Genomic DNA, 23,164 nt, shown 5'->3' with positions numbered 1-23,164 from the left:
GAATTCGGCCGCTTGACGGTACGAGCGGGTTCCTCAGCGGTTGAGCACATTTGAAAACATTTGACCATTTGACCGTCGTGGGTCTGCGCGAGTGGGTGGCGCTTCCGGATTTGGGAGTCGCCGGCCTGCGCGCCAAGATCGATACCGGCGCCAGCACCTCCAGCCTGCATGCCACCGAGATCGAGCCGTTCGAGCGCGACGGTGAGCAGTGGGTGCGCTTCAACGCGCACCTGGGCAGCGTGGTGCAGTTGCGTCACCGGCGTTGCGAAGCGCCGCTGGTGGCGATGAAAACCATCAAGAGTTCCAACGGCCAGGCGCAGGTGCGCTACGTGATAAGCACCACCCTGGCGCTCGGCGATCGGGTCTGGCGGGTGGAGTTCACCCTCGCCTGCCGCAAGGCCATGCGCTATCGCCTGTTGCTCGGTTCCAAAGCCCTGATCGATGGCCAGTTGGTGGTCAATCCGGGGATCAAATACGTTCAAGACAAACCGGTGTTCCCGGTGTCCACTACCTCTGCCACAGGTGTTGCATGAAGATCGCTGTGCTGTCGCGTAACCCGCGTCTGTATTCCACTCGTCGCCTGGTCGAAGCCGGCACCGAGCGTGGCCATGAAATGGTGGTGGTCGACACCCTGCGCGCCTATATGAACATTGCCAGTCACAAACCGCAGATCCACTACCGCGGCAAGCCGCTGGAGGGTTTCGATGCGGTGATTCCACGGATCGGCGCCTCGGTGACCTTCTACGGCTGCGCGGTGCTGCGCCAGTTTGAAATGATGGGTGTGTTCCCGCTCAACGAGTCGGTGGCCATCGCCCGCTCGCGGGACAAGCTGCGCTCGTTGCAACTGCTGTCCCGGCGCGGTATCGGCCTGCCGGTGACCGGCTTCGCCCACTCGCCGGACGACATTCCCGACCTGATCGAGATGGTCAACGGCGCGCCCCTGGTGATCAAGGTGCTGGAAGGTACCCAGGGCATAGGCGTGGTGCTGTGCGAAACCGCCACGGCGGCCGAGTCGGTAATCGAGGCCTTCATGGGCCTGAAGCAGAACATCATGGTCCAGGAGTACATCAAGGAAGCCGGCGGCGCCGACATCCGCTGCTTCGTGGTCGGCGACAAGGTGATTGCCGCAATGAAACGCCAGGCCAAGCCCGGCGAATTCCGCTCCAACCTGCACCGTGGCGGCAGCGCCAGCCTGATCAAGATCACCCCGGAAGAACGCATGACCGCCCTGCGCGCGGCCAAGGTCATGGGCCTGAGCGTGGCGGGCGTGGATATCCTGCGCTCGAACCATGGGCCGCTGGTGATGGAGGTGAATTCCTCGCCGGGCCTGGAAGGCATCGAGACCACCACGGGCAAGAACGTGGCGGGGATCATCATCGAGCACATCGAGAAGAACGGTGGCCCGAACATGACCCGGACCAAGGGAAAAGGCTGAAATCAGCGCTTTGCGCTGATCGCGAGCAAGCTCGCTCCTACAAAGGACAACCTCGATCCCTGTAGGAGCGACTTGCTCGCGATGGCGTCCTGAACGACGCCATACCATCCCCCCTAAACCGCATCCCTGGGCAACAACAACCCCAACGGCAAGCGCACCCGCGCTTCCAGGCCGCCATCGGCGCGGTTGCGCAATTCGACGTTGCCGCCGTGCATCGAGGCGATTCGCTTGACGATGGCCAGGCCCAGGCCGGTGCCCTTGCCGCCCCGGGCACGGTCGCCACGGGTGAAGGGGTTGAAGATCGCTTCCAGCTCCGATGGGTCGATACCCGCGCCACGGTCCATCACGCTCAGCACCACATAAGGCGCGCTGGTGTCACCCGACACATAGGCCGCCACTTCGACTTCCGTCCCCGCGTGGTTCAGCGCGTTGCCGATCAGATTGTTCAGCAGACGCTTCATCGATACCCGGCGCAACGGGAACGGCGGGATAGGCTCCAGGCGCAGGCGCACCTTTTCATCGTTCTGGTTGTAGGGCGCCACCACTTCACGCACCAGGTCGCCGAGATCGACCTCCTCCACCGACTCGTCTCGACCGTCGCGGATAAAGGCCAGGAACTGATCGAGAATCGCGTCCATGTCTTCGATGTCGCGGACCATGTCGTCGGTCAGGTCGTTGTGGCTGCCCATCAATTCCAGCGACAGGCGCAGGCGAGTCAACGGCGTGCGCAGGTCATGGGACACCCCCGCCAGCATCAGCTCGCGTTCGCGCCCGGCCTGCTCCACATCCTCGGCCATCTGGTTGAAGGCGCGATACACCTCGGTCATCTCGCTCGGCGTATCGCTGATCGGCAGCCGCACGCTGCGCCCCTGCCCCAGTTGCCGGGCGGCATAGACCAGGCGCTTGAGCGGCTGGTTGAGCTGGCTGACGAAGATCCACGCCGAAGCCGTGGACAACAGGCCGATCGCCAGGAACCAGCCGAGCACGCTCCAGATCTTCTGCCCCCGCAACGGATGCGGATACAGCGGCACTTTCAGCCAGCCGTCGCCCAGGCTCGGCGCGCGCACCCAGAGCGCCGGCGGGGCATGCATGCGCAGGCGCACTTCAGTGTCGGCGCCCAGTTCGGCCTGCATCTGCCGCTGATAGATCTCGCTGTAGGGCCAATGCTGCTCGCCCGCCGGCACACCGCTGCCGACCACCTTGATCAGCCCGGCGGCCTCGGCGATCTGGTCGCGGTTGGATTCGTCGGCGGCCCAATAGGCGCGCAGGGTCAGGGCCACGCCGTGGCTGTACTGGCGGTCCACCAGCACGTCCTCGTTCATCAGCAGATAAACCAGGGTCAGCGCCTTGGAGAACAGCACCACGATCAGCACCAGCCAGAGGGTGCGGGAGAAGAAGCTTTGCGGGAACCACAGCGGGGTTTTCATAAACAGCCATTACACGCTTTGCAGGAGCGAGTCGCGCTCGCAGAGTTGCGGAATGCGAGCGCCCGGGTCGTTTGCCGGCCCGGGCGCTCGCTCCTACAAATCATCGGTCACTTGGTGGTGGTGCCATCCGGCACGAACACATAACCCACGCCCCAGACCGTCTGGATATAACGTGGCTTGGACGGATCGGGTTCGATCATCCGGCGCAGGCGGGAGATCTGCACGTCGATGGAACGCTCCAGGGCATCCCACTCGCGGCCACGGGCCAGGTTCATCAGCTTGTCGCGGGTCAGCGGCTGGCGAGCATTCATCACCAGGGCCTTGAGCACCGCGAATTCACCGGTGGTGAGCATGTGCACTTCGGCGCCGCGCTTGAGTTCGCGGGTGGCCAGGGACAGCTCGTAGTCGCCGAAGGTGACGTTCTCGTCTTCGCTGCCCGGCGCGCCCGGCACCGGAGCCGACTGGCGACGCAGCACGGCCTTGACCCGCGCCATCAGTTCGTCGGGGTTGAACGGCTTGGCCAGGTAGTCGTCGGCGCCCAGCTCCAGGCCCTTGATGCGGCTCAGTTCGTCGCCCTTGGCGGTGAGCATGATGATCGGGATCTGGTTGTTCGCACTGCGCAGGCGGCGGCACGCGGTCAGGCCGTCTTCGCCAGGCAGCATCAGGTCGAGGACGACCAGGTTGAAGACTTCGCGACCCAGCAGGCGGTCCATCTGCTCGGTGTTGGGAACCGCGCGGGCACGGTAGCCCTTGCTGACGAAGAAGCGCTCCAGCAGGCTGCTCAGCCCCGGGTCGTCGTCAACGATAAGAATTTTTTCGCCTTCGGCAGTTTGTGCAGTGCTGCTCATCAGATGCTCCTTTTATCTCGGTGCGCATTATGGCGTAGCTGCCGTTATACGCACCGTGTGCATTGTTAGCAGATTTTTCCTCGACCGCCAGAAAACCCGCCGTCGGCCGCCACTGGGCCGATACCCCGGAAGACTGGAACGCTGGTTATAATGCGCCGCCTTTTGTGTCAGGCAACGTCTGATCGTTATCGCCCGTGGCCACTTTTTATTTTTCCCGGCCAGGCAGTAATTGTTCGATTTCACGGGTCAACAGGCAGCCTTTTGATCCAGGCAGCGGCGCACGCCAGGCCGCTCAACCAGACTCGCCGAGGCCAATTTTCCGTGCCGGCGAGCCTGCTTTCACAATTTGTCAGGTGGTTTTATGGACAGCATCAACAGCCGCATTGCCGAGGAACTCGGTGTACGCCCACAACAGGTCGAAGCGGCCGTCGCTCTACTGGATGAAGGCTCCACCGTGCCCTTCATCGCCCGCTACCGTAAGGAAGTGACCGGCAGCCTCGATGACACCCAGCTGCGGCACCTGGAAGAGCGCCTGCGCTACCTGCGAGAACTCGACGAACGGCGCATCAGCATCCTCGCCAGCATCGAGGAGCAAGGCAAACTGACCCCGGAACTGGCCCGCGACATCAAGCTCGCCGACACCAAGACCCGCCTCGAAGACCTCTACCTGCCGTACAAGCAAAAGCGCCGCACCAAGGGCCAGATCGCCCTGGAAGCCGGCCTCGGCGAACTGGCGGACGGCCTGTTCAACGACCCGAACCTGACCCCGGAAAGCGAAGCCGCACGCTTCGTCGACGCGGAAAAAGGCGTGGCCGATGTGAAGGCCGCCCTCGAAGGCGCCAAGTACATTCTCATGGAGCGCTTCGCCGAAGACGCCAACCTGCTGGAAAAACTGCGCACGTATCTGAAGCAGGAAGCCACCCTCAGTGCCCGCGTGATCGCCGGCAAGGAAGAGGAAGGCGCCAAGTTCCGCGATTACTTCGAACACGACGAACCGCTGAAGAGCATGCCGTCGCACCGCGCCCTGGCGATTTTCCGTGGCCGCAACGAAGGCATCCTCAGCTCCGCGCTGAAAGTCGGCGACGAACTGCCGGGCACCCTGCACCCGTGCGAAGGCATGATCGGCCAGCACGTCGGCATCCAGAACCAGAACCGCCCGGCGGACAAATGGCTCGGCGAAGTGGTGCGCTGGACCTGGAAGGTCAAGCTCTACACCCACCTGGAAACCGACCTGCTGGGCGAGCTGCGCGACAACGCGGAAACCGAGGCGATCAACGTCTTCGCCCACAACCTGCACGACCTGCTGCTGGCCGCTCCGGCCGGCCCGCGCGCGACCCTGGGTCTCGACCCGGGCCTGCGTACCGGCTGCAAGGTCGCGGTGGTGGATGCCACCGGCAAGCTGCTGGACCATGCCACCGTTTACCCGCACGTGCCGCACAACAAGTGGGACCAGACCATCGCCGTGCTGGCCGCGCTGTGCGCCAAACACTCGGTGGACCTGATCGCCATCGGCAACGGCACCGCCAGCCGTGAAACCGACAAGCTGGCCGCCGAGCTGATCAAGAAATACCCGGCCATGCGCATGACCAAGGTCATGGTCTCCGAGGCCGGCGCTTCGGTGTACTCGGCGTCGGAACTGGCGGCCAAGGAATTCCCCGACCTCGACGTGTCGATCCGTGGCGCGGTGTCCATCGCCCGCCGCCTGCAGGACCCGCTGGCCGAGCTGGTGAAGATCGATCCGAAATCCATCGGCGTCGGCCAGTACCAGCACGACGTGTCGCAGCTGAAGCTGGCGCGTGGCCTGGATGCGGTGGTCGAGGACTGCGTGAACGCCGTCGGCGTGGACGTCAACACTGCCTCGGTGGCCCTGCTGGCGCGGATCTCCGGCCTCAACACCACCCTGGCGCAGAACATCGTCAGCCACCGCGATGAAAACGGTGCGTTCAAGACCCGCGCCGCGCTGAAGAAGGTCGCCCGCCTGGGTGAAAAGACCTTCGAGCAGGCCGCCGGCTTCCTGCGCGTGATGAACGGCGACAACCCGCTGGACGCGTCCGCGGTGCACCCGGAAGCCTACCCGCTGGTGCAGCGCATCGCCGCCGAGACCGACCGCGACATCCGCTCGCTGATCGGCGACAGCGGTTTCCTCAAGCGCCTGGATCCGAAAAAGTTCACCGACGAAACCTTCGGCCTGCCGACCGTCACCGACATCCTCCAGGAACTGGACAAGCCCGGCCGCGACCCGCGTCCCGAGTTCAAGACCGCCGAGTTCCAGGAAGGCGTCGAAGACCTCAAGGACCTGCAGCTGGGGATGATCCTCGAAGGCGTGGTGACCAACGTCACCAACTTCGGCGCCTTCGTCGACATCGGCGTGCACCAGGACGGCCTGGTGCACATCTCGGCGCTGTCGGAGAAGTTCATCAAGGACCCGCGTGAAGCGGTGAAGGCCGGCGACGTGGTCAAGGTCAAGGTCATGGAAGTCGACATCCCGCGCAAACGCGTCGGCCTGTCGATGCGCATGAGCGATACCCCGGGCGAGAAAATCGACGGCGCTCGTGGTTCGCGCCCAGGCTCGGCGCCACGCTCGTCGGGCAACAGCGCCCCGCGCAAGGAAACCGTGGCCGCGGTCCCGACCAACAACGCCATGGCTTCGCTGTTCGCCAACGCCAAGCAATTGAAGAAACGCTGATGGAGATCCCGGCCGGCTTGACCGAAAGCGCGTTCAGCCAACTGCTCGGCTGCCGCCTGCAGCGCCTGGAAGTCGGTGAAGCCGACGTTGCCCTGACGCTGACGCCGCAGCTGCGCAATCGTGGCCAGAAGCTGCACGGCGGGGCGATCTTCAGCCTGGTCGACATTGCCATGGGGCTGGCTTGTTCCAGCGCCCATGGCTTCGACCAGCAGAGCGCGACCATCGAGTGCAAGATCAACTACATCCGTGCCGTCGCCGAGGGCGAGGTCATCTGCCACGCCCGGGTAATCCACCCGGGCCGCCGCACCCTGGTGGTCGAGGCCGATGTGATGCAAGGCGACAAACTAGTCGCTAAAGCACAAGGCACGTTCGCTGTCCTATAGCTCCCTGTCATCGATTTGGGTTAATTTCGGCGCTGCACACACGGCGCCGGAGTTTTTTTGCGCCTGCAAGAGCCAGATCAGGGATGAAGCGACGGCGTTGCAAAGCGGGCCAGCAAGGCTCAACGACCAGGCGAAAACGCCAGTTTCAACTTCACCCTTGTAGACCGTCCTGCCCACCCCCATATTGGGGCGACTGACGCGTGAAGGAATCCAACTTGAGCGAACTTCTCAACCGCCGCCTGGCTCTGCTCGGCGAGCGCGCTAACCTCTCCCTGCTCGAGCAGTGCCTGCACGGTATCGAGCGCGAATGCCTGCGCGTGACCGGCGAAGCGCGCCTGGCACAGACCCCGCACCCGGAAGAACTGGGTTCCGCGCTGACCAACGAACAGATCACCACCGATTACTCCGAGTCGCTGCTGGAGTTCATCACTCCGGCCCTGGCCGATCCGGCCGACACCCTGGCCAGCCTCGACAAGATTCATCGTTTCGCCTACAGCAAGCTCGGCAACGAGTACCTGTGGAGTCCATCGATGCCGTGCCCGTTGCCGGCCGAGGAAGACATCCCGATCGCCTATTACGGCACCTCCAACATCGGCCGGCTCAAGTATGTGTACCGCAAGGGCCTGGCCCTGCGTTACGGCAAGACCATGCAGTGCATCGCCGGGATCCACTACAACTTCTCCCTGCCGGAGCAGCTCTGGCCGCTGCTCAAGCAGGCCGAGGGCTTCGTCGGCAGCGACCGCGACTATCAGTCGTCGGCGTACATCGCGCTGATCCGCAATTTCCGCCGCTACAGCTGGCTGCTGATGTACCTGTTCGGTGCCTCGCCAGCGCTGGACGCGGGCTTCTTGCGCGGGCGCGCGCACCAGCTGGAACAGCTGGACGCCGAGACCCTGTACCTGCCGTACGCCACCAGCCTGCGCATGAGCGACCTGGGCTACCAGAGCAACGCCCAGGCCGGCCTGACCCCTTGCTACAACGACCTGAACAGCTACACCGACAGCCTGCGCAAGGCCGTCGCCACGCCGTACGCGCCTTATGTGGAGATCGGCACCCACCAGGACGGTGAGTGGGTCCAGCTCAACACCAACATCCTGCAGATCGAAAACGAGTACTACTCCAATATCCGCCCGAAACGCGTGACCTACACCGGCGAGCGGCCGATCCAGGCGCTGATGGCCCGCGGCATCCAGTACGTCGAAGTGCGCTGCCTGGACATCAACCCGTTCCTGCCGATGGGCATCGACGTGCAGGAAGCCCGTTTCCTCGACGCCTTCCTGCTGTATTGCGCGCTCAACGAAAGCCCGCTGCTGGAGAACAACGAGTGCGGCAACGCCACCTCGAACTTCCTCAAGGTGGTCAAGGAAGGACGTCGCCCGGGCCTGCACCTGCTGCGCCGGGGAGAGCTGGTGGACCTCAAGGAGTGGGCCGGCGAACTGCTGGAAAAGATCGCGCCGCTGGCCGCCCTGCTCGACCGCAGCCACGGCAGCGACGCCCACGGCAAGGCGCTGGACGCCCAACTGGCCAAGGTCAAGGATTCGTCCCTGACGCCTTCGGCCCAGGTCCTGGCCGCCATGCAGGAGCACAAGGAAAGCTTCAGCCAGTTCTCCCTGCGCCAGAGCCTGGCCCACGCCGAGTTCTTCCGCAGCGAGCCCCTGAGCAAGGAAGACCAGGCACGTTTCGAAGAAGCCGCCCGCAGCTCCCTGCGGCAACAGGCCGAGCTGGAACAGAACGAAGTCGGCGATTTCGACGTGTTTGTCGGCTCGTATCAGGCGAGCATTCTGGCAATCAGTAACTGACACACCGCGCCGCCTGTATCGCGAGCACGCTCGCTCCTACACATGTCCTGTAGGAGCGAGCGTGCTCGCGATGGAGCGCAAAGCGCTCCCCTTCAAGAAAGCGCTCTCTTTAGAAGATTCCTCTTTTAAGCTAATTCTAAAAAGTTATTTATTTTTAGATTCTTAGATCATTTAGTCTCCTTTCTCGTCCACACTTGGTCGCCTGTCGAGGAGCTTCATGATGAAACTGCACTTTCCCCTCCGCCTACTGGCGGCCGTGTCCCTGGCCACCGCGAGCTTCTTCGCCCAGGCAGCCGACGTCACCGTCGCCTACCAGACCACTGTCGATCCGGCGAAAGTCGCCCAGGCCGACGGCACCTACGAAAAAGTCACCCAGGCCAAGATCGACTGGCGCAAGTTCGACAACGGCGCCGACATCATCGCCGCCATCGCTTCGGGTGACGTGCAGATCGGCTACCTCGGTTCCAGCCCCCTGACCGCCGCGATCACCCGCAAGGTGCCGGTGGAAACCTTCCTTATCGCCACCCAGATCGGCGCCGCCGAGGCCCTGGTGGCCCGCGACGGATCCGGGATCAAGACGCCCCAGGACCTGGTCGGCAAGAAAGTCGCCGTGCCCTTCGTTTCCACCGGCCACTACAGCCTGCTGGCCGCGCTCAAGCACTGGAAAATCGACCCGGCGAAAGTACAGATTCTCAACCTGGCGCCACCGGCGATCATCGCCGCCTGGAAACGCGGCGATATCGATGCCACCTACGTCTGGGACCCGGCGCTGGGCGTGGCCAAGGAAAACGGCAAGGTGCTGATCACCTCCGGCGAACTGGCCCAGTTCGGCGCGCCGACCTTCGATGCCTGGATCGTGCGCAAGGATTTCGCCGAGAAGCACCCGCAAATCGTCACCGCCTTCGCCAAGGTGACCCTCGACGCCTACGCCGATTACCGCAAGGACCCAAAAGCCTGGCTGGCTGAGCAGAGCAACGTCGACAAGCTGGTGAAACTCTCCGGCGCCAAGGCCAGCGACATTCCGCTGCTGTTGCAGGGCAACGTCTATCCACTGGCGGCCGACCAGGTCACCAGCCTTGGCGCGCCGACCACCAAGGCCATCACCGATACCGCGGTGTTCCTCAAGGAGCAGGGCAAGGTCGAGGCGGTACTGCCGGACTACGCGCCGTACGTCAGCGCCAAGTACATCCCCAACTGAAGGTTCGCCGCAGCGGTCGCCAGGCCCGGGCCCGGCGTTGCTCGTAGCACGTCTTGCACCTGCAAAAGCTGCATCTAAAAGGCTGCATCTGATAAGGAGAGCGCCGTCATGGCCTTGCTACAACTGGAGCGCATCAGCGCACAGTACCCCGGTGCCGCCGAACCGGTGCTGGCGGATATTTCCCTGACACTCGGCCCCCAGCAACTGCTGGTCGCCCTCGGCCCTTCCGGCAGTGGCAAGACTTCACTGTTGAACCTGATCGCCGGTTTCGTCGAACCCAGCACCGGGCGCATCACCCTGGACGGCATACCGGTCGCCGGCCCCAGCGCCGAACGTGGCGTGGTGTTCCAGGACGATGCCCTGCTGCCCTGGCAGGACGTACTGGCCAACGTCGGCTTCGGCCTCGAGCTGGCCGGCATCGCCCGCGACCAACGCGAAGCCCGCGCCCGGGAAATGCTCGCCCTGGTGGACCTGGCCGGTTTCGACAAGCGGCGCATCTGGCAGCTCTCCGGCGGGCAACGCCAGCGCGTGGGCCTGGCCCGCGCCCTGGCCGCTGACCCACGGGTGCTGCTGATGGACGAGCCCTTTGGCGCCCTCGATGCCTTCACCCGCGAGCAGATGCAGGAGCTGTTGCTGCAAGTCTGGCAACGCACCGCCAAGCCGGTGTTCCTGATTACCCACGATATCGAGGAAGCGGTGTTCCTCGCCACCGACCTGATCCTGCTGGCGCCCAGCCCGGGACAGATCGTCGAGCGCCTGAGCCTGGACTTCGGCCAGCGTTATGCGGCTGGCGAATCGGCCCGGGCCATCAAGTCCGACCCACGTTTCATCGAAACCCGCGAACATGTGCTGGCCCGGGTGTTCTCCCAACGCAGTGCCGTCTTGCGGCAGGAGCGCGCATGAACAGCTACGACCTTCCGGCCACCACGACCAAAACCGTTACCGCGCACACCGAGGTGCCCCTGCGCCGTGGCCTGGGCACCCGCTGGATCAGTGTGCTGACCCTGGTAGTGCTGCTCGTCCTGTGGTGGGCGGTGACGGCCAGCGGCCTGATCGAACCGCTGTTCCTGCCGCCCCCTTGCGCCGTACTGCAAAAGGGCTGGCTGCTGGTGACCAGCGGCTATATGGACTCCACCCTGTGGCAGCACCTGGGCGCGAGTCTCGGGCGCATCGGCCTGGCCCTGGGCTTTGCCGTGCTGACCGCGATCCCGGTGGGCATCGCCATCGGCCACAACCGCATCGCCCGTGGCGTGCTGGACCCGCTGATCGAGTTCTACCGGCCGATTCCGCCCCTGGCCTACCTGCCGTTGATCGTCATCTGGTGCGGCATCGGCGAGCTGTCCAAGGTGCTGCTGATCTACCTGGCAATCTTCGCCCCGATCGCCATCGCCACCGCCACCGGCGTGCGCACCGTGGACCCGACCCGGCTGCGCGCCGCGCAGTCCCTGGGCGCGACCCGGGCCCAGCTGATTCGCCACGTGATCCTGCCCAGCGCCCTGCCGGACATCCTCACCGGCGTGCGCATCGGCCTCGGGGTGGGCTGGTCGACCCTGGTCGCCGCCGAACTGATCGCCGCCACCAGCGGCCTGGGGTTCATGGTGCAGTCCGCCGCGCAGTTCCTGGTCACCGATGTGGTGGTGCTGGGGATCCTGGTCATCGCCCTGATCGCCTTCGCCATGGAAATGGGCCTGCGCGCCCTGCAGCGCAAGCTGGTGCCCTGGCATGGCCAGGCCCATTGACCCCCCCGGTAACCCCGTAGCCACTGCCGAGCTTTGGCGAGGCTGCGATCGCCTGCGCAGCAGGCGCAACCCGCCTGACGCGTTGTATCTGGAGTACCGCGGCGCCAGGTTTTACGAGCGCTTTGCGCTTGATCGCAGCCTCGCCAAAGCTCGGCAGCGGCTACAGAGGTAGCGGGCAAGATTTCTTACAAACAGAACTGACCACGCCGGCAATTCGGCGCTCCACTCGAGAACGACATGAGCCTGACCATCACCCCTTTAAGCTCCGCCCTGGGCGCCCGGATCAGTGGCGTCGACATCAGCCAGCCACTGGCCAGCGAACAGCGCGATGCCATCGAGCAGGCACTGCTGCAGCATCAGGTGCTGTTCTTCCGCGACCAGCCGATCGACCCGCAGCAACAGGCGCGCTTCGCGGCGAACTTTGGCGACCTGCACATCCATCCGATCTACCCCAACGTGCCGGAACAGCCGGAAGTGCTGATCCTCGACACCGCGGAAACCGACGTGCGCGACAACGCCATCTGGCACACCGACGTGACTTTCCTGCCGACCCCGGCCCTGGGCGCGGTGCTCAGCGCCAAGCTGCTGCCGGCATACGGCGGCGACACCCTATGGGCCAGCGGCATCGCGGCCTATGAGGCGCTCTCGGAGCCGATGAAGAACCTGCTGCAGGGCCTGACCGCGACTCACGAGTTCATCAAGTCCTTCCCCCTGGAGCGCTTCGGCAATACCCCGGAGGACCTGGCACGCTGGGAAGAAGCCAAGCGGAAAAACCCGCCGCTGTCGCACCCGGTGATCCGCACCCACCCGGTCAGCGGACGCAAGTCGCTGTTCGTCAACGAAGGTTTCACGACCAGGATCAACGAGCTGTCGGCTAGCGAAAGCGAAGTCATCCTGAAACTGCTGTTCGCCCACGCCACCCGCCCGGAATTCACCATCCGCTGGCGCTGGCAGACCCACGACGTGGCCTTCTGGGACAACCGCGTGACCCAGCACTACGCCGTCGACGACTACCGCCCGCAACGCCGCGTGATGCACCGCGCAACGATTCTTGGGGATGTGCCGTTTTTTCGATAAACCATGATCATCAGCAAGCTCACGGCTTCAGTGGTGCTTGCCAGTGATCGAGACGAACCCAAACGACCAGCGGTTGCCCTCCTCCAATGACTCGCCGTTATGCTATCAATGATTTCATTGATTTCATTCGGAGGAGCCCATGGCCAGCCTTACGATCCGTAATCTGGACGACCACATCAAAGAACGCCTGCGCATCGAGGCCGCTCACAATGGTCATTCCATGGAAGAAGAAGCCCGATTGATTCTGCGCCGCGCCCTGAGCAGGACAGCCGACAGCCAGGGCCTGGGTAGCCGTATCCGGGCACGCTTTGCCGAGGCCGGTGGAGTGGAACTGGAACTTCCCGAGCGCATCGAGCCCCCGCGCGTAGCGGACCTGAACGAATGATCGTGCTCGATACCAATGTGCTGTCGGAGCTGATGCGTCCTCAGCCGGACGCCTCGGTGTTGTCGTGGGTCGAAGCGCAACCCGTCGAGGACCTCTACATCAGCGCCATGACCATGGCCGAGATTCTCCACGGTATCGCGCGCCTGCCCCACGGCAAGCGCAAACAGACGCTGCATGCATCGGCGCTGGCCATGTTCGAGGAAGACTTCATCGATCGGATCGTGCCCTTCGGAACCCAGGCGGCTCTTTACTACGCGCATCTGGTCTCGCATCGCGAAAGATCAGGCCAGCCGATCAACCTGGTGGACGCGCAGATTGCCGCGATATGCCGGGTCCACGACGCCGCGATCGCCACTCGTAACACCAAGGATTTCACCGACACCGGGCTGATCGTTATCAACCCCTGGCTGCCGCTCGAGGTCTGAACCGCCGCAGGCCTGTAGGAGCGAAGCTTGCTCGCGATAGCGGTATGCCTGACACCACTCACCGCCTCGATCGCCGGCAAGCCTGTCTCCTACAGAAGCCGCGACAGCCTCACAACATGACGGCTGGCTCTATTCGGCGGTTGAAGGCTTCTCCCACAGATTGATCCCGCCTTCCCGGGCGAAACGATCGATCTCCGCCAGTTCTTCCGCGCTGAAGCCCAGGTTCTGCAATGCACCGACATTCTCGACGATCTGCTCCGGCCGGCTGGCGCCGATCAGGGCCGAGGTCACCCGTGGGTCGCGCAGGGTCCAGGCCAGGGCCAGTTGCGCCAGGCTCTGGCCGCGACGCTTGGCGATTTCGTTGAGGGCGCGCACATGGGCGAGGTTGGCTTCGGACAGGTGCGCGGCTTGCAGCGAATCACCGCCCGGACGGTTGACCCGCGCGTCTTCCGGAATGCCATTGAGGTACTTGTCGGTCAGCAGGCCCTGGGCCAACGGCGTGAAGGCGATCACCCCGGCGCCGAGTTCGTCGGTGGTGTCCAGCAGGTCTTTTTCCACCCAGCGGTTGAGCAGGTTGTAGGCCGGCTGGTGGATCAGCAGCGGCACTTTCCACTCCTTGAGCAGGGCTGCGATCTCGCGGGTTTTCACCCCGGAATAGGACGAGATGCCGATGTACAGCGCCTTGCCCTGCTGCACCGCGGTGGCCAGGGCGCTGGCGGTTTCCTCCAGCGGGGTGTCCGGGTCGAAGCGGTGGGAATAAAAGATATCCACATAGTCGAGGCCCAGGCGCTGCAGGCTCTGGTCGAGACTGGCCAGCACGTACTTGCGCGAGCCGCCGCCCTGGCCATAGGGACCGGGCCACATGTCCCAGCCGGCCTTGCTGGAGATGATCAGCTCGTCGCGATACGGCTTGAAATCTTCACGCAGCAAGCGACCGAAGTTGATCTCGGCGCTGCCATAGGGCGGGCCATAGTTGTTGGCCAGGTCGAAGTGGTTGATGCCCAGGTCGAAGGCGGTGCGCAGCAGCGAACGCTGGGTGTCGATCGGCGTGCTGTCGCCGAAGTTGTGCCACAGGCCCAGGGACAGCGCCGGCAGCACCAGGCCGCTGCGTCCGACGCGGCGGTAGGGGATGGAGTCGTAGCGGTTTTCGGCAGCAAGGTAAGTCATCGAACCCTCTCTATTGATCCTGAACACCCAGGTTTAAGCCCATGCACATTGGTGCAGGGCAGGCGCCCTCGCAACATCTGAATCAGCGCAGCGCCTGGAAGTTGCCCAGCATACGCCCAGGCGAGATCGCGGCCACTTCAGATCGGTGAATGACTGAAACGATCCGACGCCTGCTGGCGGACATCCGGACACGGCATTGGAAATGCCTGCTGCCGAAGTGGAATGACCAGAAAAAACCGAAGGAAAATATGACGATTAGAATATTTTATTACGTACCACGTAGCACAGTACGAAATCGTCGCTCGGAGGCAGTCTCAATCGAAATAATTTCCCGGTTAATGGCAACGCTGACTGAGAGCAGGAATAGGGGGGAAAACACTGGAAACACAGGGCCCTGTCGGTGCCGGCGCTGCCTGAAAATCCAGGAATACGGCATCGAACAAGGCGCTGCATCAGTTGTTTATAGACGGTAAAACACCACCCTGCCGGGCCGAGCCGAAGGTTCCCAAGCCTGGGTGGTACAGGAAAATTGCCGAGGGGCAGAGGCCAGGCATGCCCCATGAGAACCATGGGGACGAGCGATGCTAGGCGGAGAGTTCGCGCAATGCCGCTGCCGCGAGAAAACCCGAGCGCGAACGGTAGCGCTGGTCGCGCTTCACCGTCTGGTCGATGCGCTCCAACAGTTGCTCCGGCAGCGTCGCATTGAAACGCACTGCCTTGCCGAAGTAAGGCGTGATATCGAACTCGATCACGCCCCACACGCCACCGGCGTAATCGGGATTGTCGATATGCACGTCGATCTCATGCACCTGGGGCAGCGGCTCACCGTCGGCGACCAGCCCCTCGTAATGCAGCGACAGGGCCTCTTTCACGTTCTCGAAGGCTTGCGCAGCGGTATGACCGGCGGAAAAACAGCCCGGCACATCGGGGACGATCACTCCATAGCCGGAGTCGGCATCCTTGTGCAGCACGACCGGGAATTTCATCTCGTTGACCTCTTCGTTCAAGGCCGGCCTCATTTCAGGCCCGCCTGCTTCAAGATGCTGTGGATCGTGCCCCTGGGCAGATCCGCATCCGGGTGAGGGATAGTGACCCGCCCCGGCTTGTGCAGATGCTTGTACTGATGATGACTGCCTTTGACCGCGATCAGATACCACCCGTCCTCCTCGATCATCCTGATCAGTTCCCGACTGCGCATTGCCGTGCCCTTTCGATACGTCCCGAAAAACCACCGTACACAGTCAAAGGCGGACAATACACACTATACACATCCAGACAATCAATACAGAAAGCGGCGATGACCGGCGTCGCCCTGGCACTGCTCAGACCGCCCTGGCGAAAACCTCCGCCAGCCAGTCGACGAACACCCGCACCCGTGGCGACATCTGGCGGTTGTGCGGGTACAGCACGGAAACCGGCATGGGTGGCGGCGGCGTGTCGGTGAGGATTTCCTGCACCAGCCCCTGGGAAATCTGCTGCGCCATGCGGTAGCGCGGGCACTGGATGATGCCCAGCCCGGCCACGGCCGAGGCGGCGTAGATCTCGGCGCCGAACACCGACAGCGCGCCGTCGATGGCGACTTCCCGCAGTTCGCCATCGACCATGAATTCGAAGGGGAACAGCTTGGCGGTGGTGCGCGAGACATAGTTCACCGCACGGTGCCGCGACAGCTCGTCGAGGCTCTTCGGCTCGCCGTATTGGCGCAGGTACGCCGGGCTGGCACAGGTGATCTGCCGCAGGCTGGCCACGCGCCGACCGATCAGCGACGAGTCCCCCAAAGTGCCGGCGCGCAGCACGCAGTCCACGCCTTCGGCGATCAGGTCGACAAAACGATCGGCCTCGCTGATGGACAGCTCGATCTCCGGGTAGCGCGCCATGAATTCGGGCAAGACCGGAATCACGAAGTACTTGGCCAGGGTGCCATGCAGGTCGACCCGCAAGCGCCCTTTCGGCGCCACCGTGCGAAACGCCAGTTCGGCCTCTTCCAGCTCCGCCAGCAGCTGTACGCAGCGCAGGTAATAGGCCTCGCCGTCGAGGGTCGGGCGCACGCGGCGGGTGCTGCGCTCCAGCAGGCGGGTGCCGAGCCAGGCTTCGAACTGATTGAGGGTATGGGTCAGGGTGGCGCGCGGCAGGTTCAGGTCATCGGCGGCCAGGGTGAAGCTGCTGCGCTCGTAGATCCGCACGAACACTTTCATCGCTTTGACTTGATCCACGACTGGCTCCCGGAGGGCGGCTGATTGTTGGCGATTATTGAACAGTCAAGCCAACTCTGCTGCATTTATCACCCTGGGTAAGCATGTGAATCTGCCTCCACACCCTAGCAAATCACTCGTTACCCAGAAGGACATTCACTATGCCTACCCAGACTTCGAAAGTTGCCATCGTGACCGGCGCTTCCCGCGGCATCGGCGCGGTCATTGCCAAGCAACTGGCCAGCGAAGGTTTCGCCGTCGCCATCAACTACGCCAGCAGCGCCACCGAAGCCTCGGCCCTGGTGGTGGAACTGCGCCAGGCCGGCCACCGAGCCATAGCGGTCAAGGCCGACGTGGCCAACGCCGATGACGTGCGCCGCTTGTTCGACGAGACCGAAACCCAACTGGGCAAGGTCGACGTGCTGATCAACAACGCCGGCATCCTCAAGGTCCTGCCACTGGCGCAACACAGCGACGAGCTGTTCGAGCAGACCTTCGCCATCAATACCCGCGGCACCTTCAACACCCTGCGCGAGGCCGCCACCCGCCTGAACGCCGGCGGCCGCATCGTCAACTTCTCGAGCAGCACCGTCGGCCTCAACCTGCCGGGCTACGCGGTGTACATCGCCAGCAAGGCCGCGGTGGAGTCCTTGACCCAGGTGTTCGCCAAGGAACTGCGCGGTCGCAACATCACCGTCAACGCCGTCGCTCCCGGCCCGGTGGCCACCGAACTGTTCCTGCACGGCAAGAGCGAAGAGCAGATCCAGAACTTCGCCAAGATGCCGCCCCTGGAGCGCCTCGGCCAGCCGCAAGACATCGCCAACGTCATCGCCTTCCTGGTCAGCCCGGCGGCCGCCTGGGTCAACGGGCAGATCCTGCGCGCCAACGGCGGCCTCGTCTGAGTCGCCTGATTTCCAATGGCCTGCCCGCGGAGCCCCCCCCATGCGCCCGACCACCGATTCGCACGCTACCCTGCTGATCCCGGCCCTCGCCCCGCTGTACCGCATCGGCGCCCCCCTGGCCTATGCCCTGCTGCGGGTCTGCTATGGCGTGATCATGATCAGCCACGGCCTGCCCAAGTTGCTGGGCCAGGCCCACGGCTCGATGGCCGACCCGATGGCGGCCTCGATCAATCTGATCCAGAACGTCCTGCATTTACCGGCGCCGGCGTTGATCGCACTGTTCGTCGCACTCCTGGAAAGCGTCGGTGGGTTGCTCCTGGCCCTCGGCCTGGGGACGCGCCTGCTCGCCGCCATGATGGGCGTACAGATGCTGACCATCGCCGGCCTGCTCGGCCCCACCTGGCCGTGGATCGACCGGGGCATGGAATACCCGGTGTTGCTGGCGTGCTTGTCGTTCTACATCCTGTTTCACGGAGCAGGACGTCACTCCCTCGACCACACTCTAGGTCGGGAGCATTGAATCGCCATCGCCCTTCAGGCCAACCCCGAATCCCGCCCGCGAGGACTTCATCATGCACACCGCGATCATCACCTCCTTCGGCCTGGTCCTCCTGGCGCTGATGCTGTTCATCGGCGAAAAAATCGGCCTCGGCCGCCAGACCCTGGCCTACAGTTTCGTCGTGCTCTGGCTGGCGCTGACGGTGATCAACGGTGCGGTGGGGATGGTCCACGCCGGCCAGTCCCTGAGCACGGAGCTGGCGGTCGGCAGTGTGGTATTCGGCGTGCCGGTAGCGGCACTGGTGCTGTTCACGGTATTGAGCCAGGCCTGAAGGCCCTGATCGCGAGCAAGCCTCGCTCCTACAGAAGAAGATTGTGCGTGCTTCTGTAGGAGCAGGGGGGACGCCCAGTCCTTGCCCGCGATGGCGGTGGCACGAACGCCACCGCCCGCGATCAACGCACCAGGTGCAGGAACTGCATGTGCCGTTCGTACTGGTCGAGGATGTCGTTGATGATCTGCTCCTTGGTGTAGCCCATCAGGTCGTAGTCCTGGCTACCCTCGGCCAGGTGCACCTCGGCTCGGTAGTAACGCCGGTTGCGCATCTCCTTGGGCCCCATGCCGCCACGGGCGAAGGACGGGGTGAAGTAGCCGCGCATCTGCACCTGATAGACAAACGGATGCTGGTCGCCATGGCCGATTTCCAGGCTGACGTTGTCATTGGCCGGGTCCGGCTGGGTGATCACGTTCAGGCCTTTCTCGACGAACACCGCGGTCACTTCTTCGATGGCCGGGCGCACCGTCTGGTCGAGGAAGCGATACACCTCGTCGCGCGACGGGAAATGCACCGCCTGGCTCAGGCGCTGGCGCCAGCCGCCCTTGCCGCGACGCGAGGTCGACGACACCGGCGCCAGCGAATGCAACTGGGCGATCTGCTTCTGCGATTCGAGGTAGAAGGCCTTGTGCAGCCCCCACATCATCAGCAGCAGGATCATCGAGAACGGCAGCGAGGTCAGCACCACCGCCGACTTCAGCGAGTCGATGCTGCCGGCGAACAGCAGCGCGCTGGTGACCAGCGCGGTCATCGCGCCCCAGAACACCCGCAGCCATTTCGGCCCGTCTTCGTCGGCATTGCCGCCCTTGGCCGACAGGGTCGAGAGCACCACGGTGCCGGAGTCGGCCGAGGTGACGAAGAACACGAAGCTGATGAACACCGTCACGGCGATGACGGTCTTGCTCCAGGGGTAGGTTTCCAACAGCAGGTAGAGGGTCATCGAGGGGTTCTCGATGGCCGACAGGCCCAGCGCGCTCATACCGTGGTTGAGCACCTGGTCGATGGCGCTGTTACCGAAGATCGACATCCAGGCCAGGGTGAAGCCCAGGGGAATCAGCAGCACGCCGAACACGAATTCACGGATGGTCCGGCCACGGGAAATCCGTGCGATGAACAGGCCCACGAACGGCGACCATGCGATCCACCAGGCCCAGTAGAAGACCGTCCAGCCGCCCAGCCAGTCGCTCGGCTCGTCATAGGCGTAGAGGTCGAAACTCTTCATCGGCAAGGCGCCGAGGTAATCGCCGAGGTTCTGGATCAGGGTGTTGAGCAGGTGCTGGGTGGGGCCGGCGAACAACACGAACAGCAGCAGCGCACAGGCCAGCAGCATGTTGATGTCGGACATCACCCGCACGCCCTTGTCGACGCCGGACACCGCGACGATGATCGCCGCGCCCATCATCAGGGTGATCAGGCCCACCTGGACCCACTGGGTGTGGGCGATGCCGAACAGGTAGTCCAGGCCGGAGTTGAGGTGCAGCACGCCAAAGCCCATGTCGGCGCCCAGGCCGAACACCGTGGCGATGATGCCGAAGCCATCCACCGCGTAGCCGATGGGGCCGTTGATGCGTTTGCCGATCAGCGGGTACAGCGCCGAACGCAGGGCCAGCGGCAGGTTATGCCGGTAGGCGAAATACGCCAGGGCCATGCCGACGAAGGCGAACACGCCCCAGCCGTGCAGGCCCCAGTGCAGGAAGAGGATCTGCATGGCCTGGCGCGCCGCGTCCGCGGTCCCGGCCTCGCCCTGGGGCGGTTGCAGCATATGGGTCAAAGGTTCCGAGACGCAGAAGAAAAACAGCGTGATGCTGATCCCCGCGGCGAACAGCATGCCGGCCCAGGACAGGTAACTGAATTCGGGTTCGTCGTGGTCGGCACCGAGCTTGATCTTGCCGTAGCCGGACAAGGCGGTGACCACCACGAAGACCAGGTACAGGGTCATGGCCAGCAGGTAGTACCAGCCGACCGTATTGGCCGCCCAGTTTTGCGCGGCCAGCAACCAGGCGCCGGCCTGTTCCGGCAGGGCGATGACCACCAGGCCGAAGGCCAGGATAAAGCTCGCGGCGAAGTAGAACACCGGCGGATTCATGCGGATCAGGCCGCTGGCGGGAATGGACGATGCACTCATGAAACGTGCACCTCGAGGGGGTGAAACGCGGCTGAAAAGATCGGACTCAGCAAAGGTAAGCCTCCTGTTGTGAGCGGGCAGCGAGCTGCCGGTTTAACTTGAACAAGCGTTCAAGTTAAACACGGATAGGCGCGCAAGGACTAATCGCCGGGCTCGGCGGTCGCCTGATTTCGCAGGTTCGAGGCAAGGTCTGATGTGTTGCGGAGGGAATCGTTCAGCGCTGAATAAGCCGATCTCTGTAGCCGCTGCCGAAGGCTGCGCCAAGGCCCGCAGGGCCTTCAAAGACCTCAAGAGCGGCGCCCCTCTCGGGGCGATCGTACCTGCGGCAGCGGCTACATGATGCAAGGGCCTCGCTTATTTCTGCGATCCATCGTCATGTTGCAGGTTGGCCTGGGTCAGGTTGCACCCGGGCGGCACGCTGCGGGTCAGCCAGACGTTACCGCCGATGGTCGAGCCCTTGCCGATGGTGATGCGCCCAAGGATGGTCGCGCCGGCGTAGATCACCACGTCGTCCTCGACGATCGGGTGGCGCGGGTGGCCCTTCTGCAACTGGCCGTCCTCGTCCGCCGGGAAGCGCTTGGCGCCCAGGGTCACCGCCTGGTAGATGCGCACGCGCTCGCCAATGATCGCGGTTTCGCCGATCACCACACCGGTGCCGTGGTCGATGAAGAAACTGCGGCCGATCTGCGCCCCCGGGTGAATGTCGATGCCGGTGGCCGAGTGGGCGATTTCCGAACTGATCCGCGCCAGCAGCGGCAGGCCGGCGCGATACAGATGATGGGCCAGGCGATGGTGGATCACCGCCAGGATGCCCGGGTAGCACAGCAGTACTTCATCGACGCTGCGCGCCGCCGGGTCGCCGTGGTAGGCGGCCAGCACGTCGGTATCGAGCAGTACCCGCAGGCCCGGCAGGGCCAGGGCGAAGTCCTGGATGATGCGAATGGCCCGGGCGTTGACGTCGCCGTCCGACTCGCCGCTCTGGCGCGCGGCATAACGCAGTTCCAGGCGAGCCTGGGCGAGCAACGCATTGAGGGCCGCGTCCAGGGTATGGCCGACGTAGAAATCTTCGCTTTCCTCGCGCAGGTCCACCGGGCCCAGGCGCATCGGGAACAGGGCGCCGCACAGCGCCTCGAGAATCTCGGCCATGGCCGCGCGCGACGGCAGTTCTCGACCGCCCTGCTCACCGCTGACCCGCCCGTTGCGGGTACGCCACTGGTCGCGGGCATCACGCAGTTGACTGACTATGGTCTGCAATTGCCAATGGCTGGAACGCTCGCTCACGATAGGACTCCTCACTCAGGCGACCGGACTGTCTGGTCGCGTAAACGACGCCACTTTACGGTATGCGCCCCAGGCCAAATTAAGAACTAATTGTGCTGGCCTCAGTACCTTTTGGCATAAGCGATTGACGGTTGCCCCGACAAATGTCGCTGCCTATAGTCCCTGACACCTCTGACAACCCGTGCGGCCTCATGATCAAACAACAGCTCGACCGTTTTAACCGTCTCGACCTGCTGGGCGGCGCCACCGCCCTGGAAAAACTCGAACGCCTGTCCACCTGGCTGGGCCGCGATGTCTACGTCAAGCGCGACGACACCACGCCGCTGGCCATGGGCGGCAACAAGCTGCGCAAACTCGAATACCTGGCCGCCGATGCGCTGGCCCAGGGCGCGGACACCCTGATTACCGCGGGCGCCATCCAGTCCAACCACGTGCGCCAGACCGCGGCGCTGGCCGCCAGGCTCGGCCTGGGCTGCGTCGCCCTGCTGGAAAACCCCATCGGTACCGACGACAGCAATTACCTGGGCAACGGCAACCGCCTGCTGCTCGACCTGTTCGACGCCAAGGTCGAACGGGTGGACAACCTGGACAACGCCGACGAGCAATTGCAGGCCCTGGCCGAGCGCCTGCGCAGCAGCGGCAAGCAGCCGTACCTGGTGCCGATCGGCGGCTCCAACGCCCTGGGCGCGCTGGGTTACGTGCGCGCCGGCCTGGAACTGGCGGAGCAGATCAACAACACCGGGCTCGACTTCGCCGCCGTGGTCCTGGCCTCGGGCAGCGCCGGTACCCACAGCGGCCTGGCCCTGGCCTTGAGCGAAGCGCTGCCACAGCTGCCGGTGATCGGCGTCACCGTGTCGCGCACCGACGAAGCACAGCGGCCGAAGGTCCAGGGCCTGGCCGAACGCACCGCCGAATTACTCGGGGTGGCGCTGCCGGACAGTTTCAAGGTGGAGTTGTGGGACGAATATTTCGCCCCGCGTTATGGCGAACCGAACGCCGGCACCCTGGCCGCGGTAAAACTGCTGGCGAGCCAGGAAGGCCTGCTGCTGGACCCGGTCTACACCGGCAAGGCCATGGCCGGCCTGCTCGACGGCATCGGCCGCCAGCGCTTCGACGACGGTCCGATCATCTTCCTGCACACCGGTGGCGCGCCGGCGCTGTTCGCCTATGCCGGCTCGTTTGCATAAACCACGGATGACCTGTAGCCGCTGCCACAGGCTGCAATCGGCTGCGTAGCAGGCGCAAATCGGCAAACGCGTTTCTTC

At 64.0% G+C, this 23,164-nt stretch carries 23 protein-coding genes; 15 read left to right on the top strand and 8 right to left on the bottom strand.

Going from position 1 to position 23,164, the window contains the following annotated elements:
* The first annotated feature begins 50 nt into the window (after nucleotides 1-50).
* Together rimB and rimK are read left to right on the top strand one after the other, a co-directional pair.
* Nucleotides 51-533 (top strand): retropepsin-like aspartic endopeptidase RimB, encoded by a 483-nt coding sequence (gene rimB, locus IF690_RS02490; RefSeq protein ID WP_007931742.1) that lies wholly within the window; start codon nucleotides 51-53, stop codon nucleotides 531-533.
* Complete coding sequence (rimK, locus tag IF690_RS02485) at nucleotides 530-1,435, top strand: 30S ribosomal protein S6--L-glutamate ligase (protein ID WP_007931744.1); 906 nt, start codon at nucleotides 530-532, stop codon at nucleotides 1,433-1,435. The genes rimB and rimK overlap by 4 nt, the downstream gene beginning before the upstream one ends.
* A gap of 113 nt (nucleotides 1,436-1,548) precedes the next feature.
* On the opposite strand, the gene IF690_RS02480 is transcribed toward rimK, so the two are convergent.
* Together IF690_RS02480 and ompR are read right to left on the bottom strand one after the other, a co-directional pair.
* Nucleotides 1,549-2,862, bottom strand: coding sequence for an ATP-binding protein (locus tag IF690_RS02480; protein WP_202698713.1), 1,314 nt, complete (start codon nucleotides 2,860-2,862; stop codon nucleotides 1,549-1,551).
* Between the two features lie 107 nt (nucleotides 2,863-2,969).
* The gene (gene ompR, locus IF690_RS02475) at nucleotides 2,970-3,710 is read right to left on the bottom strand and encodes an osmolarity response regulator transcription factor OmpR (RefSeq protein ID WP_007925257.1); all 741 of its coding nucleotides are present in this window, start codon (nucleotides 3,708-3,710) and stop codon (nucleotides 2,970-2,972) included.
* A gap of 361 nt (nucleotides 3,711-4,071) precedes the next feature.
* On the opposite strand from ompR, the gene IF690_RS02470 reads away from it, so the two are divergent.
* From IF690_RS02470 to IF690_RS02430, 9 genes are all read left to right on the top strand, one after another.
* Nucleotides 4,072-6,396, top strand: coding sequence for a Tex family protein (locus IF690_RS02470; protein WP_202698712.1), 2,325 nt, complete (start codon nucleotides 4,072-4,074; stop codon nucleotides 6,394-6,396).
* Nucleotides 6,396-6,779, top strand: coding sequence for a PaaI family thioesterase (locus IF690_RS02465; RefSeq protein WP_202698711.1), 384 nt, complete (start codon nucleotides 6,396-6,398; stop codon nucleotides 6,777-6,779). Before IF690_RS02470 ends, IF690_RS02465 begins: the two co-directional genes overlap by 1 nt.
* 215 nt (nucleotides 6,780-6,994) lie before the next feature.
* The gene (gshA, locus tag IF690_RS02460; protein ID WP_202698710.1) at nucleotides 6,995-8,578 is read left to right on the top strand and encodes a glutamate--cysteine ligase; all 1,584 of its coding nucleotides are present in this window, start codon (nucleotides 6,995-6,997) and stop codon (nucleotides 8,576-8,578) included.
* Nucleotides 8,579-8,798: 220 nt separating this feature from the next.
* Complete coding sequence (gene tauA, locus IF690_RS02455; protein WP_202698709.1) at nucleotides 8,799-9,776, top strand: taurine ABC transporter substrate-binding protein; 978 nt, start codon at nucleotides 8,799-8,801, stop codon at nucleotides 9,774-9,776.
* A gap of 108 nt (nucleotides 9,777-9,884) precedes the next feature.
* Complete coding sequence (gene tauB / locus IF690_RS02450; protein ID WP_202698708.1) at nucleotides 9,885-10,679, top strand: taurine ABC transporter ATP-binding subunit; 795 nt, start codon at nucleotides 9,885-9,887, stop codon at nucleotides 10,677-10,679.
* Nucleotides 10,676-11,515 carry a taurine ABC transporter permease TauC gene (gene tauC / locus IF690_RS02445; RefSeq protein ID WP_202698707.1) on the top strand — a complete coding sequence of 280 codons (840 nt, stop codon included), beginning with the start codon at nucleotides 10,676-10,678 and terminating at the stop codon, nucleotides 11,513-11,515. The genes tauB and tauC overlap by 4 nt, the downstream gene beginning before the upstream one ends.
* A gap of 237 nt (nucleotides 11,516-11,752) precedes the next feature.
* Nucleotides 11,753-12,592: a taurine dioxygenase gene (tauD, locus tag IF690_RS02440; protein WP_202698706.1), complete on the top strand. Its 840-nt coding sequence runs from the start codon at nucleotides 11,753-11,755 to the stop codon at nucleotides 12,590-12,592.
* A 139-nt stretch (nucleotides 12,593-12,731) separates the two neighbouring features.
* Entirely contained in the window at nucleotides 12,732-12,977 is a 246-nt protein-coding gene (locus tag IF690_RS02435; RefSeq protein ID WP_028683845.1) for a FitA-like ribbon-helix-helix domain-containing protein, read from the top strand.
* Entirely contained in the window at nucleotides 12,974-13,402 is a 429-nt protein-coding gene (locus IF690_RS02430) for a type II toxin-antitoxin system VapC family toxin (RefSeq protein ID WP_202698705.1), read from the top strand. The genes IF690_RS02435 and IF690_RS02430 overlap by 4 nt, the downstream gene beginning before the upstream one ends.
* 129 nt (nucleotides 13,403-13,531) lie before the next feature.
* Here IF690_RS02430 and mgrA read toward each other — a convergent pair whose 3' ends face one another.
* From mgrA to IF690_RS02410, 4 genes are all read right to left on the bottom strand, one after another.
* On the bottom strand, nucleotides 13,532-14,569 hold the full coding sequence (gene mgrA / locus IF690_RS02425) for an L-glyceraldehyde 3-phosphate reductase (RefSeq protein WP_202698704.1): 1,038 nt from the start codon (nucleotides 14,567-14,569) through the stop codon (nucleotides 13,532-13,534).
* Nucleotides 14,570-15,153: 584 nt separating this feature from the next.
* The gene (locus IF690_RS02420; RefSeq protein ID WP_202701279.1) at nucleotides 15,154-15,555 is read right to left on the bottom strand and encodes a type II toxin-antitoxin system HicB family antitoxin; all 402 of its coding nucleotides are present in this window, start codon (nucleotides 15,553-15,555) and stop codon (nucleotides 15,154-15,156) included.
* Between the two features lie 29 nt (nucleotides 15,556-15,584).
* Complete coding sequence (locus IF690_RS02415) at nucleotides 15,585-15,767, bottom strand: type II toxin-antitoxin system HicA family toxin (RefSeq protein ID WP_009041685.1); 183 nt, start codon at nucleotides 15,765-15,767, stop codon at nucleotides 15,585-15,587.
* Between the two features lie 124 nt (nucleotides 15,768-15,891).
* On the bottom strand, nucleotides 15,892-16,782 hold the full coding sequence (locus IF690_RS02410) for a LysR family transcriptional regulator (protein ID WP_202698703.1): 891 nt from the start codon (nucleotides 16,780-16,782) through the stop codon (nucleotides 15,892-15,894).
* A 140-nt stretch (nucleotides 16,783-16,922) separates the two neighbouring features.
* Between IF690_RS02410 and IF690_RS02405 the strand changes: the two genes are divergently transcribed.
* Genes IF690_RS02405 through IF690_RS02395 form a run of 3 tightly spaced genes read left to right on the top strand, consistent with a single transcriptional unit; the run spans nucleotide 16,923 to nucleotide 18,493 of the window.
* Nucleotides 16,923-17,663 (top strand): SDR family oxidoreductase, encoded by a 741-nt coding sequence (locus IF690_RS02405; RefSeq protein WP_202698702.1) that lies wholly within the window; start codon nucleotides 16,923-16,925, stop codon nucleotides 17,661-17,663.
* Nucleotides 17,664-17,703: 40 nt separating this feature from the next.
* Entirely contained in the window at nucleotides 17,704-18,183 is a 480-nt protein-coding gene (locus IF690_RS02400) for a DoxX family protein (protein WP_202698701.1), read from the top strand.
* Between the two features lie 52 nt (nucleotides 18,184-18,235).
* The gene (locus IF690_RS02395; RefSeq protein ID WP_151263404.1) at nucleotides 18,236-18,493 is read left to right on the top strand and encodes a hypothetical protein; all 258 of its coding nucleotides are present in this window, start codon (nucleotides 18,236-18,238) and stop codon (nucleotides 18,491-18,493) included.
* 121 nt (nucleotides 18,494-18,614) lie between these two features.
* On the opposite strand, the gene betT is transcribed toward IF690_RS02395, so the two are convergent.
* The gene (gene betT / locus IF690_RS02390) at nucleotides 18,615-20,579 is read right to left on the bottom strand and encodes a choline transporter BetT (RefSeq protein WP_202701277.1); all 1,965 of its coding nucleotides are present in this window, start codon (nucleotides 20,577-20,579) and stop codon (nucleotides 18,615-18,617) included.
* 393 nt (nucleotides 20,580-20,972) lie between these two features.
* Nucleotides 20,973-21,899 carry a serine O-acetyltransferase EpsC gene (gene epsC, locus IF690_RS02385; protein WP_202698700.1) on the bottom strand — a complete coding sequence of 309 codons (927 nt, stop codon included), beginning with the start codon at nucleotides 21,897-21,899 and terminating at the stop codon, nucleotides 20,973-20,975.
* 191 nt (nucleotides 21,900-22,090) lie between these two features.
* Here epsC and IF690_RS02380 point away from each other — a divergent pair, with 191 nt between their 5' ends.
* Nucleotides 22,091-23,086: a D-cysteine desulfhydrase gene (locus tag IF690_RS02380; RefSeq protein WP_202698699.1), complete on the top strand. Its 996-nt coding sequence runs from the start codon at nucleotides 22,091-22,093 to the stop codon at nucleotides 23,084-23,086.
* Nucleotides 23,087-23,164 lie beyond the last annotated feature (78 nt).

It is taken from the genome of Pseudomonas sp. SK3(2021) (genome assembly GCF_016772375.1).
GTDB classification, from domain to species: Bacteria; Pseudomonadota; Gammaproteobacteria; order Pseudomonadales; family Pseudomonadaceae; genus Aquipseudomonas; species Aquipseudomonas chlororaphis_I.
Note: the sequence above shows the minus strand (reverse complement) of the source record. Positions and strands in the feature narration are given on the sequence as shown.

Excerpts from the sequence above, each read along its gene's own strand:
- IF690_RS02400 (WP_202698701.1), top strand. The coding sequence starts at position 17,704 with ATGCGCCCGACCACCGATTCGCACGCTACCCTGCTGATCCCGGCCCTC.
- IF690_RS02435 (WP_028683845.1), top strand. The coding sequence starts at position 12,732 with ATGGCCAGCCTTACGATCCGTAATCTGGACGACCACATCAAAGAACGC.
- IF690_RS02395 (WP_151263404.1), top strand. The coding sequence starts at position 18,236 with ATGCACACCGCGATCATCACCTCCTTCGGCCTGGTCCTCCTGGCGCTG.
- IF690_RS02380 (WP_202698699.1), top strand. The coding sequence starts at position 22,091 with ATGATCAAACAACAGCTCGACCGTTTTAACCGTCTCGACCTGCTGGGC.
- tauD (WP_202698706.1), top strand. The coding sequence starts at position 11,753 with ATGAGCCTGACCATCACCCCTTTAAGCTCCGCCCTGGGCGCCCGGATC.
- betT (WP_202701277.1), bottom strand. The coding sequence starts at position 20,579 with ATGAATCCGCCGGTGTTCTACTTCGCCGCGAGCTTTATCCTGGCCTTC.
- tauB (WP_202698708.1), top strand. The coding sequence starts at position 9,885 with ATGGCCTTGCTACAACTGGAGCGCATCAGCGCACAGTACCCCGGTGCC.
- IF690_RS02405 (WP_202698702.1), top strand. The coding sequence starts at position 16,923 with ATGCCTACCCAGACTTCGAAAGTTGCCATCGTGACCGGCGCTTCCCGC.
- IF690_RS02470 (WP_202698712.1), top strand. The coding sequence starts at position 4,072 with ATGGACAGCATCAACAGCCGCATTGCCGAGGAACTCGGTGTACGCCCA.
- tauC (WP_202698707.1), top strand. The coding sequence starts at position 10,676 with ATGAACAGCTACGACCTTCCGGCCACCACGACCAAAACCGTTACCGCG.
- mgrA (WP_202698704.1), bottom strand. The coding sequence starts at position 14,569 with ATGACTTACCTTGCTGCCGAAAACCGCTACGACTCCATCCCCTACCGC.
- rimK (WP_007931744.1), top strand. The coding sequence starts at position 530 with ATGAAGATCGCTGTGCTGTCGCGTAACCCGCGTCTGTATTCCACTCGT.
- tauA (WP_202698709.1), top strand. The coding sequence starts at position 8,799 with ATGAAACTGCACTTTCCCCTCCGCCTACTGGCGGCCGTGTCCCTGGCC.
- IF690_RS02465 (WP_202698711.1), top strand. The coding sequence starts at position 6,396 with ATGGAGATCCCGGCCGGCTTGACCGAAAGCGCGTTCAGCCAACTGCTC.
- IF690_RS02480 (WP_202698713.1), bottom strand. The coding sequence starts at position 2,862 with ATGAAAACCCCGCTGTGGTTCCCGCAAAGCTTCTTCTCCCGCACCCTC.
- IF690_RS02430 (WP_202698705.1), top strand. The coding sequence starts at position 12,974 with ATGATCGTGCTCGATACCAATGTGCTGTCGGAGCTGATGCGTCCTCAG.
- IF690_RS02415 (WP_009041685.1), bottom strand. The coding sequence starts at position 15,767 with ATGCGCAGTCGGGAACTGATCAGGATGATCGAGGAGGACGGGTGGTAT.
- IF690_RS02420 (WP_202701279.1), bottom strand. The coding sequence starts at position 15,555 with ATGAAATTCCCGGTCGTGCTGCACAAGGATGCCGACTCCGGCTATGGA.
- ompR (WP_007925257.1), bottom strand. The coding sequence starts at position 3,710 with ATGAGCAGCACTGCACAAACTGCCGAAGGCGAAAAAATTCTTATCGTT.